This window comes from Mesorhizobium sp. M0778 (genome assembly GCF_040320105.1).
Lineage (GTDB): Bacteria > Pseudomonadota > Alphaproteobacteria > Rhizobiales > Rhizobiaceae > Mesorhizobium.
On record NZ_JAMYPA010000011.1, the window covers coordinates 42,211 to 57,345 of the forward strand.

A 15,135-nucleotide genomic window follows, 5' to 3' on the forward strand; every position below is an offset into this window, starting at 1 on the left:
CGCTCCCCTGCAACCTGCAGTTCCCAGCCGACACTGACAATGCAGCACAAGAATTGCAAGTGGGCTGGACGCCCACGGTTAATCTTGGCAGAATTGCTATTAGGGCGCCGTGATACTGTTACGGCGAAACACGGGGGGAATCATGGCTTCAACGACACTGGAACGGCCTGAGAAATTCGAGATCGGCAGAGTGTTCAACAACAGCTTCGCCGTGATCGGCCGCAACATCGGCTTATGCCTTGGGCTCGCGCTGCTGTTTTCAGGCTTGCCGGCGATTATTCTTCGGCTGTGGAGCCAACCGCAACTAGATGCGGTTCTGCAGGGCGACCCCGGCGCCGCGGCCGATCCCTCGATGATGTTTCAGAATTCATGGATTACGGTTATTGCGGGATTGCTATCCTTCGTTTTCGCGCTGCTGCTCCAGTCGGCGCTGGTGCGGGCAACGATCGAGGACTTGAACGGCAAGCGGCCGACCTTTGGCGACTGCATTCAGATAGCCATCCGCAATTTGCTGCCGACCCTTGGTATTGGCCTGCTCGTCGGCCTGGGTGCGGGCCTGGCGTCGATAGCTTTGCTGGTTCCCGGCATCATCTTGTGGCTCGGATGGTGCGTGGCGGTGCCGGTTCTGATCCAGGAGCGGCTTGGCGTGTTCGGTTCGATGTCGCGCAGCCGTGTCCTGACCAAGGGCAACCGCTGGCCGCTATTTGGCCTTTTCCTGATCCTGATGGTCATCGCGATGGTCATCCAGTGGGTGATGCTGGCAGTCATCGTCATGTTTGGCGGGATCATTGCCGATGTGGCGGCAGCCTTGGTGTCGACCGTGCTGTCGATGGTGCTGTCGGTGGCCACGGCGGTCAGCTATGTCGAGCTGCGGCAGGTCAAGGAAGGCACCAGCGTCGAAGAACTGTCGCAAATCTTCTCCTGAGGACGGTGGAGGCTTTTCACCGGCTGGCATCTTGCGTTGCGGTCGAGCAGCCGAGCTCGGTCATAACGCCTTTGTCTGTGCCGGCAACGCTGCTGCCAGGCGGTGCGCCCATTCCTCGATGCCGGAGCGGCCCGCCAGCAGGTCCTGCCTGATCTCGACGAGGACGGCTGGAATGCCGCGATCGTCGCCATGGACCGGTATGGCGTAGTCGCCCTCGCGGCTGATCACGTAAGGCTCGTTTGCCGCGACGTTGAGCCCGATGCCGGCGCCCAGGCCGGCAAGCATTGCCTGGCCGAAATCGATTGCCCGGTCGTAAAGCACGCCGGCATGCCAGGGCCTGCCAACACCGAGGTAGACCGGCGTGAAGGAGTGGATCGTCGCGATCCGTGTCGCTCTGCCCTGCTTCGCCCGCTCGTCGAGATGGGCAGCGACGCGGTCATGAAACGGCGCGAACATGATCTCGGCGCGCCGGCTTCGCTCCTCCGGATCGAGGCCGACATTGCCGGGGATCTCAGTGTCCTCCGATAGCACCGGAATGCTGCCGCTGGAACCAAGCGGCCGGTTGAGATCGATCAAAAGCCGCGAATAGGAGCTGAGGAAGGCCGGAGCATCGAGCAGCTTCGACAGAAGGCGGGTCACTTCGGCGGCGCCGATATCCCAGGCGATATGGCGCTGCAAATGGCTGCTGTCGAGACCAAGCCGCGCATACTCGGCCGGGATGTGATTTGACGCGTGCTCGCATATCAGAACGATATCGGAACGCCCCGTTTCGTTGATTGCGTCGACCGCGGGTGGCCAACCTTCCGGTAGGATGGCGTTGGCAAGCGGCTCAGCCATCAATACAGCGTCCGGTAAAGGTCGCAGACTGCCACTGGATCAAGCCCGGCAAGGCGCTCGGTCTCATGCCGCTTGAGGCCGACAAAGGTCTCGACGAACACCGGCGCGAACCATCCTGTCACGGTCTTGTCGGCAACGAGCGCGTCGAGTGCCGCCGGCAGCGTTTCCGGCAGCCGTACGAGGCCAAGCTTCTTGCGTTCGGCGGCGCTCATCTGCGTCGGGTCGCCGGTGACCAGCGGCGGCGCCGGCAGCTTGGCCTTCAGCCCTTCCAGCCCGGCGCGCACGATCGCCGCCAGCGACAAATAGGGATTGCCGGTGGCGTCGGCTGCCCGGTATTCGATGTTGTACTGCCGCGCCGGATCGCGCCCGCCGATGGTCACCGTCGGGCAGATGCGTAAGGACGCCTCGCGGTCGCGATCGGCAAGCCAAGTGTAGGACGAACTCCAGCTATGCGGCTTCAGCCGGTAGCAGGACGACACACTCGCCGCCGTCATGGCGGTGATCGCGGGCAGGTGGCGCAGCACGCCGGCGCAGAACGAAGCGGTCCGGCTGGAAAGACCGCCCGGCTGGGCCGGATCGTAGGTCGCCGGCTTGCCGGCCTCGTCGACGAAACTGAAATGGATGTGGACGCCGTTGCCGACGGCATCCGGCGCGATCTTGGGCGCGAAGCTCGCCCGCCAGCCGGCACATCGCGCGACTTCGCGCGTGATCTCACGGATGGCGACCGCGCGATCGGCCGCGGCGACCGCATCGGCTGGCTCGCATGTCACCTCGAATTGGTCGGTGCCGAATTCGGCGATCACCACTTCGGGCGCGACGCCGGCTTCCGCTAGCGCCGCCATCAGATTGGCGGCAAACGGATCGGCGCGGCGCAATGCGGCCAACGACATCGAATGAGCCGGCCCAAAGTCGCCCTCGATATGGAATTCATGCTCGAACGCGGCGATGACGGAAAGCCCGGTCGCCGCCTTCAACTCCGCCAGCGCATCGCTCAGCATGGTCCGCGTACAGCCGACCCACGGGCTGCCGTCCAGTTCGACGATGTTGCCGGCGACCATGTCGAACGGTGTCGGCGATCCGGTCAGCGCCGTGCGAAACCGCGCGTTGAGATCGGGAATGAGCCGCACATCGCCGGACGAGCCCCAGGGATTGGGGTCGACGATGGAATTGAAGGGCGTCAGCGACAGATTGGCCTGCAGCCAGCCGACGCCGGTCGCGGCGATCTTCTGCAGCTTGCTTTCGACGACGGAGCGGCCGCGCGTGATCGCCGAAAGGTCGGTGGTGACGACGGCAACGAGCGGTTCGACGGTCGATGTCATGTAGCTTTTCCCAAGGCTTCGAAACGGGCAGTAATGATGGCGGTGTCGGCGATCCAGCAATAGCCGCCGAACGCCTCGAGCGCGCCATCATGGCGCTCCTGCGAGGCGGCGGCGCAAGCGTCCGATACGCAGGTGACGAGGTAGCCGCGGTCGGCGGCATCGCGCACCGCCATGTCGACGCACTGGTCGGTCATAATGCCGGCGACGATCAGGTAACGCACGCCGAGGTTTTTCAGGACATAGTCGATGTTGGTTGAGTTGAAGACGCCCGACGATGTCTTCGGCAGCATGATCTCGTCGCCGACCGGCGCCAGCCACGGCACCGGCAGGCCCTCCGGCCGGCTCGGCGCGATATGGATCGGCGTCAGCTTGTGGTCGAGCGAGCGGTCGCGGCCGTCTTGGGTCAGGCTCTGGATGATGGTGTGGATCACCTCGACGCCGTTGGCCCGCGCCGCCGCCAGCAGGCGCTCCTGGTTGGGGATCGTTTGCGACGCCGTCTGCCGGTAGAAATAGTGATCGGGGCCGCGCTCCGGATGGGCCGGATCGGCGCCGGGCTCCAGCCAGACGCGCTGCATGTCGACTAGCAGCAGCGCGGTTTCGCCGGCCCGGAACGGCTCGTTTCGTTTCGGCAATGCTTGCGTCATGCTTTCTGGTCCTGCTTCGCTGATCAAAGTCTGGCTGATTTAGCTGATTTTGGTCCAGGCGTCCTGCGTGGCGGACGCGCTTATTGGGATATTCGAAGTCGCTAATTTAAGGTAAGCTTTGTTTTCGGGCGTGGAGACGGGGGGTCTCTGTCATGATCGATTCAGACGTGTTCGACTTTGTCGAACGTTGCAGGAAACACACAGCTACCGGGCCGCTGCTGGGCGACCTGCTCGAAACCGTGCGAAATCTCGGCTTCGAGCACCTGATCCTGAGCGGGGTGCCGCTCGGTGGCCAGAAGCTTGCACCCATGGTTGAACTGAATGGCTGGCCGGCCGGCTGGTTCGAACGCTATGTCGAGGCCGAGCATGCCGCCGTCGACGGCGTTTGCATTTACTCGGCAAAGACCCTGAAGCCGTTCCTTTGGTCGGAAGTCCCGGCAAAGTGGTCGAATACGGAGGGCTCACGACGCGTCGCCGGCGAGGCGACGGAGTTCGGCATCTGTAGCGGCTTCGCTGTGCCGATGCTCAGCGTTCATCACTGGCAATCCGTGCTTTCGTTTGCGTCTTCCGCGAAGTGCTGCGCCCTCTCGCCGCGCCATCAGGTGCAACTGGTGACCATGGCGGTATACGCGGGCATGTCGATCCAGGCGTTGTCGAATGACAATGACGACGATGAAGGCGTGCTGACCGACCGCGAAAAAGAGGTGCTGCTCTGGGCTGCGGCCGGCAAGACCTCGTCGGAAACATCCCAAATCCTCGGGCTGACCGAGCGAACGGTCAAATGGCATTCGACAAGAGCCCGCGAGGCTTTTGGCGTCGCCACGACCACGCAAGCGGTCGTCGAAGCAGTGCGCCGGCGCCTGATCCATCCCTAAAAACGCGTCAACTGTCCCATCGGACAGGTGACGTATATTAGCGCGACTGCAAATATCCCTGCGAGAAACGATCGGGGGATCGCGCCATGATAACGGCCCACGTAGTCAATGCGCATAACAAGCATCTCTATGAAAACGAATTCGACGAGTTTCTGCGCCGCCGGCACGACTTCTTCGTGCACCAGAAACATTGGCGCCCTCCGAGCCCGGACGGTCGCGAGCTGGACCAATTCGATACCGACGCGGCGACTTACCTGCTTGGTATTGAAGACGGTCGCGTAGTGACTTCGGCTCGATTGATCCCAACGAGCGAGCCGCACATGGTCTCGGAGGTCTTTTCTCACATGTGCGAAAGATCGGGCGTCCCGAGACGACCCGATTGGGCCGAATGGACGCGCACATTCGTCGTTCCCGACAAGCGAACTGCCGGACTGAGGGGCACGCTGACGCAGCTGTGCTGCGCGGTGATGGAATACGCTCTAGACGAGGGCCTCAGCGCCGTCGGCGGCGTCCAGGAAACCTACTTCATGCCCCACCATGGCGCGCTGAAGTGGCGCGCCGAGCCGATGGGCATGGCCAGGGAAGAAAACGGCGAGTGGTACATCGTGGCGTATATCGAGGTGAATGAGGCGGCGCTGGCGAGTGTGCGGAAGATACTTCGTATCAACAATTCTCTGCTGGTCCGGCGCGGAGCCCAGCCTTCATTTCTCCGTTGGCCCGAGAGGCGCTTGGAGGTCGCCTGATGAGCTCAAGTGGACCATCCTTAGAAGGGGATCGCGTAAAAGTATTTTTGTCAACGAGGCATGCAGCAACGACGAAGGAGGAAGACCATGCAACCCGCATTGATAATCGCAAGTTCTTGTATTGCTTTGCTTAGTATCTTTTCGATCCCCGGTCGTGCTACGGAGCTGAAGATGTCGACGCCTAGCGAGATGGCATTCAATATGCCTGATCTCAAGGGCGCCCCAGGCGGAAACTCTTTGATTCTTGTTGGGTCCAAAACTTGCACTAAGCCTGACGGAACAACCAGCACGTGTGATAAAACGTGCAACGCAGGCGAAACCTTCCATGGTAACTGCGACTCTAACGGAAACGCCACCTGCGAATGCCGCAACAACTGACGTTACGCTCCGCTTGGCGATACAAGCTTTACATATTAGCGGCTGCATTGCGTCGTTAGTAGCGCCGTCTTGATGATGTGCCCCTTTGAAGCTTGCCGCTGAAGACGACCGTCGCCAACTGTGCAAGGAGGAAACTGTGGCTCCTTTAAAGTTTCTTGCGCCTCTTGCTGGGATCATCTCTTTTGTCTCATCAGAAGTGGCTTACGCCGACAACGGGCAACACTTCGTCTCACGGCGGTACTATTGCAGCTCGGCCGAGAAACTTGATGCTGGCGATCAGACGATTTCTGCTGATGGGCCGTCATGCGAAGCTTCGCGTCAGGCGATCGCAGAAAGCGTAGCGCGGTCTGGAGGGGATGTGTGCAGAGCATTCGATCAGGACTGGTTTTGGAATAGACGATCTGAGGAAATACAAGCAAGTGGGAGTTGCGCACCGCAATAGCTTAGCGGGGACGATTTGGCCCCTATCGCGCGGGTGTGGGACGAGGTTGTTGCTACCCATTTACACGTCCTTGGGAGCGCACGAGATTGCCGGCACTCTAGGTTTGCATAGGACGAACATCGTCAAGACAAGAGATGCAGAGATCCGCAATATCTTCTTGCTATGAGAGGTGGTTACTATGAACGCTGAATGGAAGAATAAAAAAATCAAGATCCTGATTTACTCCATGGCTGCAACCGTGTGCTTGGGAGCAAGTCTTGGCTCGGCGCTTGCCGGGTCGTGCTCCGGGAATGCATGCGCGGATATCCAGCTTCAAAAGCGCGCCGACGGCTGCATGGTTTTTCACAATAGTGGAAGCAAACAAGTGAAGATTGAGCATCACGTCGGCGGAGTAGGAATTGGCATAGCATATGCTAATTCAGATTTCGCTCTAAAAGCAATAGAGGGCTATTGCATGACGGGCTTTGATGCTGACTATACAGCTAACTACGTATAAAGCATCCGGATTCCCGATTCCGATTACGGTGACAGATTGCGGTGACAGTGCACTACTTTCTTTCGCCGCCTGCCTCGTTTCCGGGTTTTCATGGCTTTGCCGATTTGTCGGCGATGCTCTCGGCCGAAGGGGGGAGCATCGAAGATCGCGACGTCGGCGACACGGCAATGCTCGATGAGTATGCGGGCGGCTAAAAGTGCACTGTCGCCGTAATTCCTGATAATGGCGGCCAGGCTGACTGCTGCTCAATGGCCACCTGCGAATGCCGGAACAACTGACGTTGCGCTCCGCTTGGCGATACAGAGTTTAAATATTAAGTTCCGCATTTGTCCCACCTTTAAGGTTCGATGCGCATACCGCACCGGTAAAATCAAAACGTCGTCTGAACCCATACTGCACAAGGAGAGTTGTTATGAAAAGAAACAGCCTTATTGCTTTGCCGCTAGTATTTGCTACGCTTGCTTTCGCCGGTCCTGCTGCTGCGGATTATACCAAACGGGTTTGCGGCGGCGAGGATCAAGCGAATGGTTGCCCTGTATCTACTGACATAATGGTGGGATGTAATCCATCACCGGCGGATGCCGTAAGGGCCGCATGCACGATCATCAGCAACGGTCAGGAAAAGGTATTGGATGGCCACGCTGATCGTCAGGGTAGTCATGGAGGTGGCAGCTGTGGTTACACATGGTATCTCGTGACGTGCATGGAACATTAGTCGGAAAATATTCCGGCCAATCAGGAGGGCGCGTTCCATTTCCAATGGAGGCAACAATGAGGAAGCTTGTATGTTCCGGCTTCTTGCTGCTGGCATCTTTGCAGTTCGCAGCGGCCGAGACTCCTAGTGTATCGTCGCCTGATTCAATAACCATCGAAGAGGGCGAGCAGTGCGTGAAAACCCCAGGGAAGCTAAAATGCAGGTGGGATGGGCCCTGTGTGCAAGAAGGAAATGTGTGCCAGAGCTGCATTGGAGGAACTCAGTACCAACATAGCCTTGGTTGCTGGTCCTGCTCCGCTGGAACGTCGTTGGCCAAGGTGAATGGCGATTGGGTTTGCCAATAAAGTAAACAAGGTAGAGCCGTCCCAGGCGATCACGGTCACCATAATTCCGAATTACGGTGACAGTGCACTAATTTCCTTTCGTCGCGTGCCTCGTTTTCCGGGTTTCACGGCTTTGCCGATTTGCCCGGCGATGCTCTCGGCCCACGGGCGCATCGAAAACCGCGACATCGGCGACGCGGCAATACTCGATGAGCAGTTCTCGTGGGACACACAGTCTTCGGACGTGAAAACACTTTGGCTCGCCCGTACGACGCCCGCGATACGGCAGGCCGGGAACGCCGGCAAGGTGCACCATGCGGCGGGGGCGACATGGTAAAAAGTGCACTGTCACCGCAATTCTGATCTATACTCCGGACACCAGCCCGAACGCCTACGGCAGGCGAAGGGCGGATGAAGCGCTTGATAGAGTTCTCTTTTTAGTCATGGGGCGATGTTAAGATGTTAGCCTCCGACCTGACGAAATTTATCGAGCAGGATCATCTGGCTCTGGATGCCTTCGTAAAGGGCGATCCTGAGCCCTTGAAAAACCTCTACTCGCGACAGGACGACGTCATTATTGCCAATCCCTTTGGCCCGCCGGCGAAGGGATGGAGAAAGGCCGCTGAGACCATGGAACGGGCCGCCACCAATTACCGGCACGGCAAGGCCATCGGCTTTGACCGCATCTCGGAGTATGCGACAGCCGACTTGGGATACATCATCGAGGTCGAGCGATTCCAATTCAAGGTCGGTGGTGGCAACAAACTGGTGCCGATTGCGCTTCGAGTCACCACCATATTCCGGCGCGAGGAAGGCGCGTGGAGGATCGTCCTTCGTCATGCCGATCCGATAACCTCGGCACGCCCGTCGACGTCCATTGTCGGGGAGTAGAAGGGTTGCCGGAGAGGTTTTAGGAATTACGGGGAATTACGGTGACAGTGCACCATTTTTCTTTTCGCCGCCTGCCTCGTTTTCCGGGTTCTCACGGCTTGACGATTTGCTCGGCGATGCTCTCGGCCCACGGGTGCATCGAAAACCGCGACATCGGCGACGCGGCCGTGCTCGATAAGCACTTGGAACACGTAGTCTTCGGACGTGGAAACACTTTTGCTCGCCCGTGCGGTGATGGGGATGCGGCAGACCGGGAACGCGGGCAAGGTTGCACCATGCGGCGGGGGCAACATGGTAAAAAGTGCACTGTCACCGTAAATTCCGCGCCCTTTAGCGTTCGGGAGACTCTCAACTCCGGAGCAGCGAATTGCCGGGACCGCCGCCGTCAAGACCAACTGTTCCCAAACGGGTTGTGGAATTCATTGCGTTGAGGCCCTGACCCAGCAGCCCGCCTAGGGTCGCGTTTGTCCGGAAGTGCAGAGGTCGTAAGTTGTCGAGGTCATCAGTCCCGCCCAACGCAACCGCCTTGATATGGTCAATTTCCCAGCCGTGGGGCGACTTGCGATCCCCGTAGTCAGCAAATCGAATGAGAGTGCCAAAAGCGTCGGATCGCCATTCTTCTGAGCTGAACCGTGAAAGAGGTGCGGCTTTTTGCCAGATCAAGCCCTTTGTGAGTTCGTCACGCAAACTGTTCATTGAAGGTGATCCTTTCGCCAGAGCCGACTCGACTTCGATTGAACAATATGCGGATCGCAGCCGTTTGTCCATGGGAGGCACTAAATATCGTCGTATCACGTGAACATGCGCGGAACATTCCTAGATGTAGTGTGCTCAGCCCTCCAGCGAGTGTAAGGATCAACGTCGTGCGCGGACGCAGGCACTTGACAGCTTCGATCGCGAGTGGCTCACGCGCCGCCGCTCTGTTGCAGGCTGTGCCATTGTTCAATGCTATCGCATAGGAACTTCACAAATCCACTGCACAGCAACGGCTCAGCTGCACCGTCTGGCGTGAATTCATATATCGCGTCCGATTCATCGATTCCCCAAGTTCCGAGATATTCGCCTTCCTGAGTGACGACAGCGCCGTCCTCAAGCAGGTTTATTGACCATCGAAGATTCATGCCGCCTCCCGGTCCGAATGATGCGGATAGAATACCATGCGGATCATCCGCATGGTTGTAACACATGCCGTTTTCGGGAATGATCTAAGTAGTTGTTTCTATTGAAAAAAAGAAGCTGGCTGGGGAACCTGGATTCGAACCAGGACTAACGGAGTCAGAGTCCGTGGGTCTACCGTTAACCTATTCCCCAGCAGGCGCGGCTGTTGAAAACCGCGCGGGCAGGGCGACGATGTCGCCGCGCGTGCCTTGTAGCCACCGCCGGAAAATAGTCAACCCTGTGTCTGGGTTCAAATGTCGCGTTCAGGCGCCTCAACTCTCGCTGCGGCTGAATTGCGAGCGCTCGAAATAGAGCACCACACCGAGCGCGATCAGCAGCGGGATGATCAGGTAGAACAACCGGAACACCAGCAGCGCCGCCAGCACCCCGACCTGGTCCATATGTGACAAGCCCGCAAGGAACACCACCTCGAACACGCCGAGCCCGCCTGGCGCATGCGAGATCTGCGCGATCGAGAACGACACCAGGAAGACGCCGAGCACGACGAAATAGCCGGGATTGCCGGTGGCGGGCAGGGCGAAGAAGATGATCGCCGCCGCCGCTAGCAGCTCGATCGGGCCGACCAGCAATTGCCGCGCCACGATCGGCAGCGCCGGGTAGTGCAGCTGAAAGCTGCCGATCCTGAGTGGTCTCAGATGCAGCCAGCTGCCGAAGACATAGGCCGCCACCACGAGCAGCATGGCAAGGCCGGCCGCCTGCGCCAGCCGGTGATGCGGCGTGCCGGAAAACCGGTCGATCACCTCGGGCTCGAGCAGCAGGACGATGCTTGAGACGAACAGTGTCGACAGCACGAAGGTGATCCAGCAGATCGCCACCAGAATGCCGACGTCCTGGCCGGTCAGCCCCCTGGTGCCGTAGGCGCGGTAGCGGATCACCGCACCGGAAAACACCGAGCCGCCGATATTGTGCGACAGCGCGTAGGTAGTGAACGAGCAGAAGGTGACGAACAGCCACGAGACTTTTTTGCCGATGTGCAGCAGCGCGATGTGGTCGTAGCCGGCGAGCGAGGCATAGGCGATGACCGAGCTCAGCGCCGCCAGCACCCAGCCGCGCGCCGGGATGGCGACGATGCCGTCCCAGACATCGTCGAGCGATATGCCCCGCAATTCGTGCAGCAGCAGCCACAGCGAAAACACCACCGCGGCGATGCCGATCACGGGCCAGAAATAGCGCCTCCAGTTCATGGCGTGACGATCATGCGTTGCAGCCCGTACCCGTTTTCCGGTTCGCAGCAGGCAAACCACCTGCGGTCCCGAATGTTTCACCCCGCCATTTCAGAAATGCCTCATTGAAGCCGGCTATTCAACCGGGAAGGGCGCGCCATCGTCCGCCGAGGGCAGGGGCGAGACAACGCCGCCGGCAAAATTCGCCGCGAGCACTCTTGGTGATCCGGCCCGGCGCTGATAGTCTGGCGGCAACTTGAACATGTAAATGCGCCTGCTGCGTCCGGTCTCGGGTTCGCGCGGCGCCGGAAGGAACCACAGTGGAAGACCACGAAGCCGGCGCTGGTGCGCCGGAAGTGGGCGTGTCCAGGGGTTCGCCGACGCCATCCGGCCAGGCAAGCCCATCCACCGGACGCTACGGCCGTCAGGTGCAGCCCCGGTCCGGCAATGGACAGGCTGGCGACACGTCCCACGATCACAAGGGTAAGAACGGCCCGCATCAGAACGGCAAACCCAAGAAGCGGCGCAAGCGCCGGCGCGGGCGCAAGGTTTTCGCACGCGACGAGGCTCGTCCGCTGGCGGCCGGCGCTTCGGTGCCCGCCGCCAACGAGACCCCGGCCGCGCGTCCGCCCCAGCCCGCGGCTTACGCGCCTCCGCCCTCAGCCCCGGCAACGTCGCCAAGGCTGGGGCAAGGTGCGCGCACGCCGCCACCGCTGCAGGAACTGCCGGTGTTCGCCGCGCTCGACCTCGGCACCAACAATTGCCGCCTGCTGGTCGCGGTGCCGACGCGTCATGGCCAGTTCCGCGTCATCGATGCCTTCTCGCGCATCGTCAGGCTGGGCGAGGGCCTTACCGCCAATGGGCGGCTTGGCGACGCCGCAATGGACCGCGCGGTCGAGGCGCTGAAGATCTGCGGTGACAAATTGCGCAACCGCAAGGTCAGGAAGGCCAGGCTGATCGCCACCGAGGCCTGCCGCACCGCCGCCAACGGCGTCGAGTTCCTTGAGCGCGTCGAGCGCGAGGCCGGCCTGAAGCTCGAGATCATCGACCGCCAGACCGAGGCGCGGCTGGCGGTGTCGGGCTGCGGCTCGCTGGTCGAGCGCGACACGCAAGGCGTCGTGCTGTTCGATATCGGCGGCGGCTCGTCCGAAATCGCGCTGATCGACCTCACCGGCCATCGCTCGCCAAGGCTTGCCAACCATATCGTCTCGTGGACCTCGCTGCCGGTCGGTGTCGTCTCGCTGGCCGAGCGTTTTGGCGGCCGCACGGTAACGCGCGAGATCTTTGGCGCCATGGTCGAGGATGTTGCAATGCGGCTGCGCGCCTTCGACGGGCGCGACCGGCTAAGCCACCTCCTGTCCAGCCCGAAATTCCATTTGCTAGGCACCTCGGGCACGGTGACGACGCTGGCCGGCGTCCATCTCGATCTCGAACGCTACGATCGCCGCCGCGTCGACGGGCTGTGGATGGATCGCGACAGCGTCGACCGCATGGTCGAAAAGCTGGTCGGCTGGGATTTCCAGCAGCGCGTCGCCAATCCTTGCATCGGCGCCGACCGCGCCGACCTGGTTCTGGCCGGCTGCGCCATATTGGAGGCGATACGTGCCGTCTGGCCGTCGGAGCGGCTGCGTGTCGCCGACCGCGGCTTGCGCGAGGGCATATTGAGCGAATTGATGGCCGATGACGGCGTCTGGCGAAACAGCGGGCGGGGCAGAGCATGATCCCGAAAAGTGGCTGCCGGTTTTCGGACAAGATCATGCTCAAACAGGCAACAAAGCAATGACCAAGAAACCGGAAAGACCGAGCTCCGCCGGCATTCGCGTGCTGAAGACGAAGATCAAGAAGAAAAGCGGCTTGAAGGAATCGTCGCGCCGCTGGCTGCAGCGCCACATCAACGATCCCTATGTCCAGCGCTCGAAGGCCGACGGCTATCGCTCGCGCGCCGCCTATAAGCTGATCGAGATCGACGACAAGCACCATTTGCTCAAGCCAGGCATGAAGGTGATCGACCTTGGTGCGGCACCCGGCGGCTGGTGCCAGGTCGCTGCCGCACGTACGAAATCTACCGCGGAACACCCGAACGTCGTCGGCATCGACTATTTGGAGATGGACGCGGTGCCCGGCGCGCCGGTGCTGCTGATGGATTTCCTCGATCCTCAGGCGCCGCAGAAGCTGGCCGAGGCGCTGGGCGGCCAGCCCGACATCGTGCTCTCCGACATGGCCGCACCCACCACCGGCCACAAGCGGACCGACCACATCCGCACCATGTATCTTTGCGAGGTGGCGGCCGATTTCGCGCTGTCGGTACTGAAGCCGGGCGGCCACTTCCTCGCCAAGACCTTTCAGGGCGGCGCCGAAAACGAATTGCTGGCGAGGCTGAAGCGGAATTTCCGCTCGGTCCATCACGTCAAGCCGCCGGCCTCGCGCGATGAGTCGGTGGAGCTGTATTTGTTGGCGAAGGATTTTAAAGGCGGAAACGGCGCGGCGTGAAAATCGCTCGGTAGCGATCCTTCGCGCCCCCCTCTGTCCTGCCGGACATCTCCCCCACGAGGGGGGAGATTGGCAGCTTCGGCGCGCTGTCTAATCCTGCAACGTTGAACATTGGCGAAAGCCGATGTCACGTCCGATCTCCCCCCACGTGGGGGAGATGTCCGGCAGGACAGAGGGGGGCGCTGTCCCTCCGGCGTCAGTAAGCACGAGCAAAGGTCAACTCCCCGGCGGGCTCACCGGCTCCAGCGTCTTCGGCGGTGTCAGTCGGCCATGTCCCGACACGGCATTGCCGGCGTCCGGCGCCAGCCGCATGAACGACAGCGAGGCTGCCGCCGACACCGCCGCTACGATGAAGAAGGCGGTGTGGAAGTCGCTCAGCGTCAGTGGGCCGCCATGGATCTTGGTCGACACTTCCAGGATGCCGCCGGCCAGCGCCACACCGAGCGCGATTGCCAACTGCTGGAACACCGCGGTGATCGGCGTCGCCTTGCTGGTGTCGGCGGCTGAAATCTCGGCATAGGCAAGCGCGTTGATGCCGGTGAAGAACATCGAACGGATGAAGCCCCCGGCGAGCAGCATGGCGAGGATCAGCCCATAGGGTGTGTCGGGTGTGAACAGGCCGTTGACGGCGATGGACGCGGCCGCGACGAGCGAGCCTGAAATCAGCACACGGCGGAAGCCCGCGACCCTGAAGATCAGGGCAGTGACGAATTTCATGCCTATGGCGCCGATTGCCGAGACGAAGGTGATCATGCCGGACTGGAACGGCGTCAGCCCGAAACCGATCTGGAACATCAGCGGCAAAAGAAAAGGTACGGCACCAATGCCGATGCGGAACAGTCCGCCGCCGAGCACCGATGAGCGGAACACCCGATTGCGAAACAGCTCGAGCGCCAGCAGCGGATTCTTGGCGTGGCGCGCGTGCAGCAGATAAAGCACCGCCGATGCCAGCCCGACGGCAACGGTGATAAAGCCGGCAGCCGGCGGCAGGGCCGGCAGGCTGACCACCGACAGGCCGAACACAATGCCCGATGCCGCCAGCCCGCTCAGCACGAAACCAATGAAATCGAGCGGGGGCGTCTGCGCAGCGTCGGTCTTCGGCAGGAAACGCGTGGCCAGCCAGATCCCGATCAGCCCGATAGGTACATTGATCAGAAAAATCCAGTGCCAGGTGAAATAGGTTGTGATGAAGCCGCCGACCGGTGGACCGACCAGGGGGCCGACCAGAGCCGGGACGGTCAGCCACGACATGGCGGCGACGAGTTCGCTTTTCGGCGTGGCGCGTACCAGCACCAGGCGTCCGACCGGCGTCATCATGGCGCCGCCAATGCCTTGCAGGAAGCGTGAGACCACGAAAGCCGGCAACGAATTGGACATGGCGCAGGCGACCGAACCGATGATGAACACGGCGATCGCGGCGCGGAAGACATTCTTGGCGCCGAAGCGGTCGGCCATCCAGCCGCTGATCGGAATGAAGATCGCCAGGGATACCAGATAGGCGGTCAGCGCCAGCTTGAGCGCGATCGGGCTGGTGTGGATGTCGATGGCGATCGCCGGCAACGATGTCGCAATGACGGTCGAATCCATGTTTTCCATGAATAGAGCGACCGCCAGAATAAGCGGAATGGTGCGGTTCACGATGGATCCGGCCTTGAAATGTGCGTCGCTATTGCTTGCCGGCCTTGGGGCCAAACCGACACGTAGGGCGGTTATCA

The 15,135-nt window shown here is 60.9% G+C and carries 17 protein-coding genes and 1 tRNA gene; 10 read left to right on the forward strand and 8 right to left on the reverse strand.

Annotated features, from left to right (window positions below; genetic code table 11):
* Nucleotides 1-142 precede the first annotated feature (142 nt).
* Nucleotides 143-925, forward strand: a complete 783-nt coding sequence (locus tag NKI22_RS17155) for a hypothetical protein (RefSeq protein ID WP_023717223.1) — start codon at nt 143-145, stop codon at nt 923-925.
* Nucleotides 926-985: 60 nt separating this feature from the next.
* Here the strand turns inward: NKI22_RS17155 and NKI22_RS17160 are convergent, their stop codons facing one another.
* From NKI22_RS17160 to NKI22_RS17170, 3 genes are read right to left on the reverse strand one after another with little or no spacing between them, the layout of a single operon-like run.
* A complete protein-coding gene (locus NKI22_RS17160) occupies nt 986-1,762 on the reverse strand; it encodes an N-formylglutamate amidohydrolase (protein ID WP_031193477.1) in 777 nt (258 codons plus the stop codon).
* Nucleotides 1,762-3,081, reverse strand: a complete 1,320-nt coding sequence (locus NKI22_RS17165) for a type I glutamate--ammonia ligase (protein ID WP_352938647.1) — start codon at nt 3,079-3,081, stop codon at nt 1,762-1,764. The genes NKI22_RS17160 and NKI22_RS17165 overlap by 1 nt, the downstream gene beginning before the upstream one ends.
* On the reverse strand, nt 3,078-3,725 hold the full coding sequence (locus tag NKI22_RS17170) for a cysteine hydrolase family protein (RefSeq protein WP_352938644.1): 648 nt from the start codon (nt 3,723-3,725) through the stop codon (nt 3,078-3,080). Before NKI22_RS17170 ends, NKI22_RS17165 begins: the two co-directional genes overlap by 4 nt.
* A gap of 152 nt (nt 3,726-3,877) precedes the next feature.
* On the opposite strand from NKI22_RS17170, the gene NKI22_RS17175 reads away from it, so the two are divergent.
* The 7 genes from NKI22_RS17175 to NKI22_RS17205 all read left to right on the forward strand — a co-directional run bounded on the left by NKI22_RS17175 (nt 3,878) and on the right by NKI22_RS17205 (nt 8,588).
* Nucleotides 3,878-4,600 (forward strand): LuxR family transcriptional regulator, encoded by a 723-nt coding sequence (locus NKI22_RS17175; protein ID WP_352938641.1) that lies wholly within the window; start codon nt 3,878-3,880, stop codon nt 4,598-4,600.
* Nucleotides 4,601-4,686: 86 nt separating this feature from the next.
* Nucleotides 4,687-5,343 (forward strand): acyl-homoserine-lactone synthase, encoded by a 657-nt coding sequence (locus NKI22_RS17180; protein WP_352938638.1) that lies wholly within the window; start codon nt 4,687-4,689, stop codon nt 5,341-5,343.
* A 998-nt stretch (nt 5,344-6,341) separates the two neighbouring features.
* On the forward strand, nt 6,342-6,659 hold the full coding sequence (locus tag NKI22_RS17185) for a hypothetical protein (protein ID WP_352587858.1): 318 nt from the start codon (nt 6,342-6,344) through the stop codon (nt 6,657-6,659).
* A gap of 41 nt (nt 6,660-6,700) precedes the next feature.
* Nucleotides 6,701-6,853: a hypothetical protein gene (locus tag NKI22_RS17190; RefSeq protein ID WP_352587855.1), complete on the forward strand. Its 153-nt coding sequence runs from the start codon at nt 6,701-6,703 to the stop codon at nt 6,851-6,853.
* A 218-nt stretch (nt 6,854-7,071) separates the two neighbouring features.
* The gene (locus NKI22_RS17195; RefSeq protein WP_352587852.1) at nt 7,072-7,374 is read left to right on the forward strand and encodes a hypothetical protein; all 303 of its coding nucleotides are present in this window, start codon (nt 7,072-7,074) and stop codon (nt 7,372-7,374) included.
* Nucleotides 7,375-7,695: 321 nt separating this feature from the next.
* Entirely contained in the window at nt 7,696-8,034 is a 339-nt protein-coding gene (locus NKI22_RS17200; RefSeq protein ID WP_352640040.1) for a hypothetical protein, read from the forward strand.
* Between the two features lie 122 nt (nt 8,035-8,156).
* Complete coding sequence (locus tag NKI22_RS17205; RefSeq protein WP_352958625.1) at nt 8,157-8,588, forward strand: YybH family protein; 432 nt, start codon at nt 8,157-8,159, stop codon at nt 8,586-8,588.
* Between the two features lie 348 nt (nt 8,589-8,936).
* On the opposite strand, the gene NKI22_RS17210 is transcribed toward NKI22_RS17205, so the two are convergent.
* The 4 genes from NKI22_RS17210 to NKI22_RS17225 all read right to left on the reverse strand — a co-directional run bounded on the left by NKI22_RS17210 (nt 8,937) and on the right by NKI22_RS17225 (nt 10,951).
* Complete coding sequence (locus NKI22_RS17210; RefSeq protein ID WP_352640042.1) at nt 8,937-9,284, reverse strand: HNH endonuclease signature motif containing protein; 348 nt, start codon at nt 9,282-9,284, stop codon at nt 8,937-8,939.
* Nucleotides 9,285-9,493: 209 nt separating this feature from the next.
* On the reverse strand, nt 9,494-9,775 hold the full coding sequence (locus NKI22_RS17215; protein WP_352717566.1) for a hypothetical protein: 282 nt from the start codon (nt 9,773-9,775) through the stop codon (nt 9,494-9,496).
* A 50-nt stretch (nt 9,776-9,825) separates the two neighbouring features.
* A tRNA-Gln gene (locus NKI22_RS17220) sits at nt 9,826-9,899 on the reverse strand.
* Nucleotides 9,900-10,018: 119 nt separating this feature from the next.
* Complete coding sequence (locus tag NKI22_RS17225; protein WP_352640043.1) at nt 10,019-10,951, reverse strand: lysylphosphatidylglycerol synthase domain-containing protein; 933 nt, start codon at nt 10,949-10,951, stop codon at nt 10,019-10,021.
* Nucleotides 10,952-11,250: 299 nt separating this feature from the next.
* Here NKI22_RS17225 and NKI22_RS17230 point away from each other — a divergent pair, with 299 nt between their 5' ends.
* Nucleotides 11,251-12,651 (forward strand): Ppx/GppA phosphatase family protein, encoded by a 1,401-nt coding sequence (locus NKI22_RS17230; protein WP_352851968.1) that lies wholly within the window; start codon nt 11,251-11,253, stop codon nt 12,649-12,651.
* Between the two features lie 58 nt (nt 12,652-12,709).
* Nucleotides 12,710-13,420, forward strand: coding sequence for an RlmE family RNA methyltransferase (locus NKI22_RS17235; protein WP_352587820.1), 711 nt, complete (start codon nt 12,710-12,712; stop codon nt 13,418-13,420).
* 216 nt (nt 13,421-13,636) lie between these two features.
* On the opposite strand, the gene NKI22_RS17240 is transcribed toward NKI22_RS17235, so the two are convergent.
* A complete protein-coding gene (locus tag NKI22_RS17240) occupies nt 13,637-15,058 on the reverse strand; it encodes an MFS transporter (protein WP_352851970.1) in 1,422 nt (473 codons plus the stop codon).
* Nucleotides 15,059-15,135: the final 77 nt, after the last annotated feature.

Excerpts from the sequence above, each read along its gene's own strand:
- NKI22_RS17155 (WP_023717223.1), top strand. The coding sequence starts at position 143 with ATGGCTTCAACGACACTGGAACGGCCTGAGAAATTCGAGATCGGCAGA.
- NKI22_RS17160 (WP_031193477.1), bottom strand. The coding sequence starts at position 1,762 with ATGGCTGAGCCGCTTGCCAACGCCATCCTACCGGAAGGTTGGCCACCC.
- NKI22_RS17165 (WP_352938647.1), bottom strand. The coding sequence starts at position 3,081 with ATGACATCGACCGTCGAACCGCTCGTTGCCGTCGTCACCACCGACCTT.
- NKI22_RS17170 (WP_352938644.1), bottom strand. The coding sequence starts at position 3,725 with ATGACGCAAGCATTGCCGAAACGAAACGAGCCGTTCCGGGCCGGCGAA.
- NKI22_RS17175 (WP_352938641.1), top strand. The coding sequence starts at position 3,878 with ATGATCGATTCAGACGTGTTCGACTTTGTCGAACGTTGCAGGAAACAC.
- NKI22_RS17180 (WP_352938638.1), top strand. The coding sequence starts at position 4,687 with ATGATAACGGCCCACGTAGTCAATGCGCATAACAAGCATCTCTATGAA.
- NKI22_RS17185 (WP_352587858.1), top strand. The coding sequence starts at position 6,342 with ATGAACGCTGAATGGAAGAATAAAAAAATCAAGATCCTGATTTACTCC.
- NKI22_RS17195 (WP_352587852.1), top strand. The coding sequence starts at position 7,072 with ATGAAAAGAAACAGCCTTATTGCTTTGCCGCTAGTATTTGCTACGCTT.
- NKI22_RS17200 (WP_352640040.1), top strand. The coding sequence starts at position 7,696 with ATGGCGATTGGGTTTGCCAATAAAGTAAACAAGGTAGAGCCGTCCCAG.
- NKI22_RS17205 (WP_352958625.1), top strand. The coding sequence starts at position 8,157 with ATGTTAGCCTCCGACCTGACGAAATTTATCGAGCAGGATCATCTGGCT.
- NKI22_RS17210 (WP_352640042.1), bottom strand. The coding sequence starts at position 9,284 with ATGAACAGTTTGCGTGACGAACTCACAAAGGGCTTGATCTGGCAAAAA.
- NKI22_RS17215 (WP_352717566.1), bottom strand. The coding sequence starts at position 9,775 with ATGTGTTACAACCATGCGGATGATCCGCATGGTATTCTATCCGCATCA.
- NKI22_RS17225 (WP_352640043.1), bottom strand. The coding sequence starts at position 10,951 with ATGAACTGGAGGCGCTATTTCTGGCCCGTGATCGGCATCGCCGCGGTG.
- NKI22_RS17235 (WP_352587820.1), top strand. The coding sequence starts at position 12,710 with ATGACCAAGAAACCGGAAAGACCGAGCTCCGCCGGCATTCGCGTGCTG.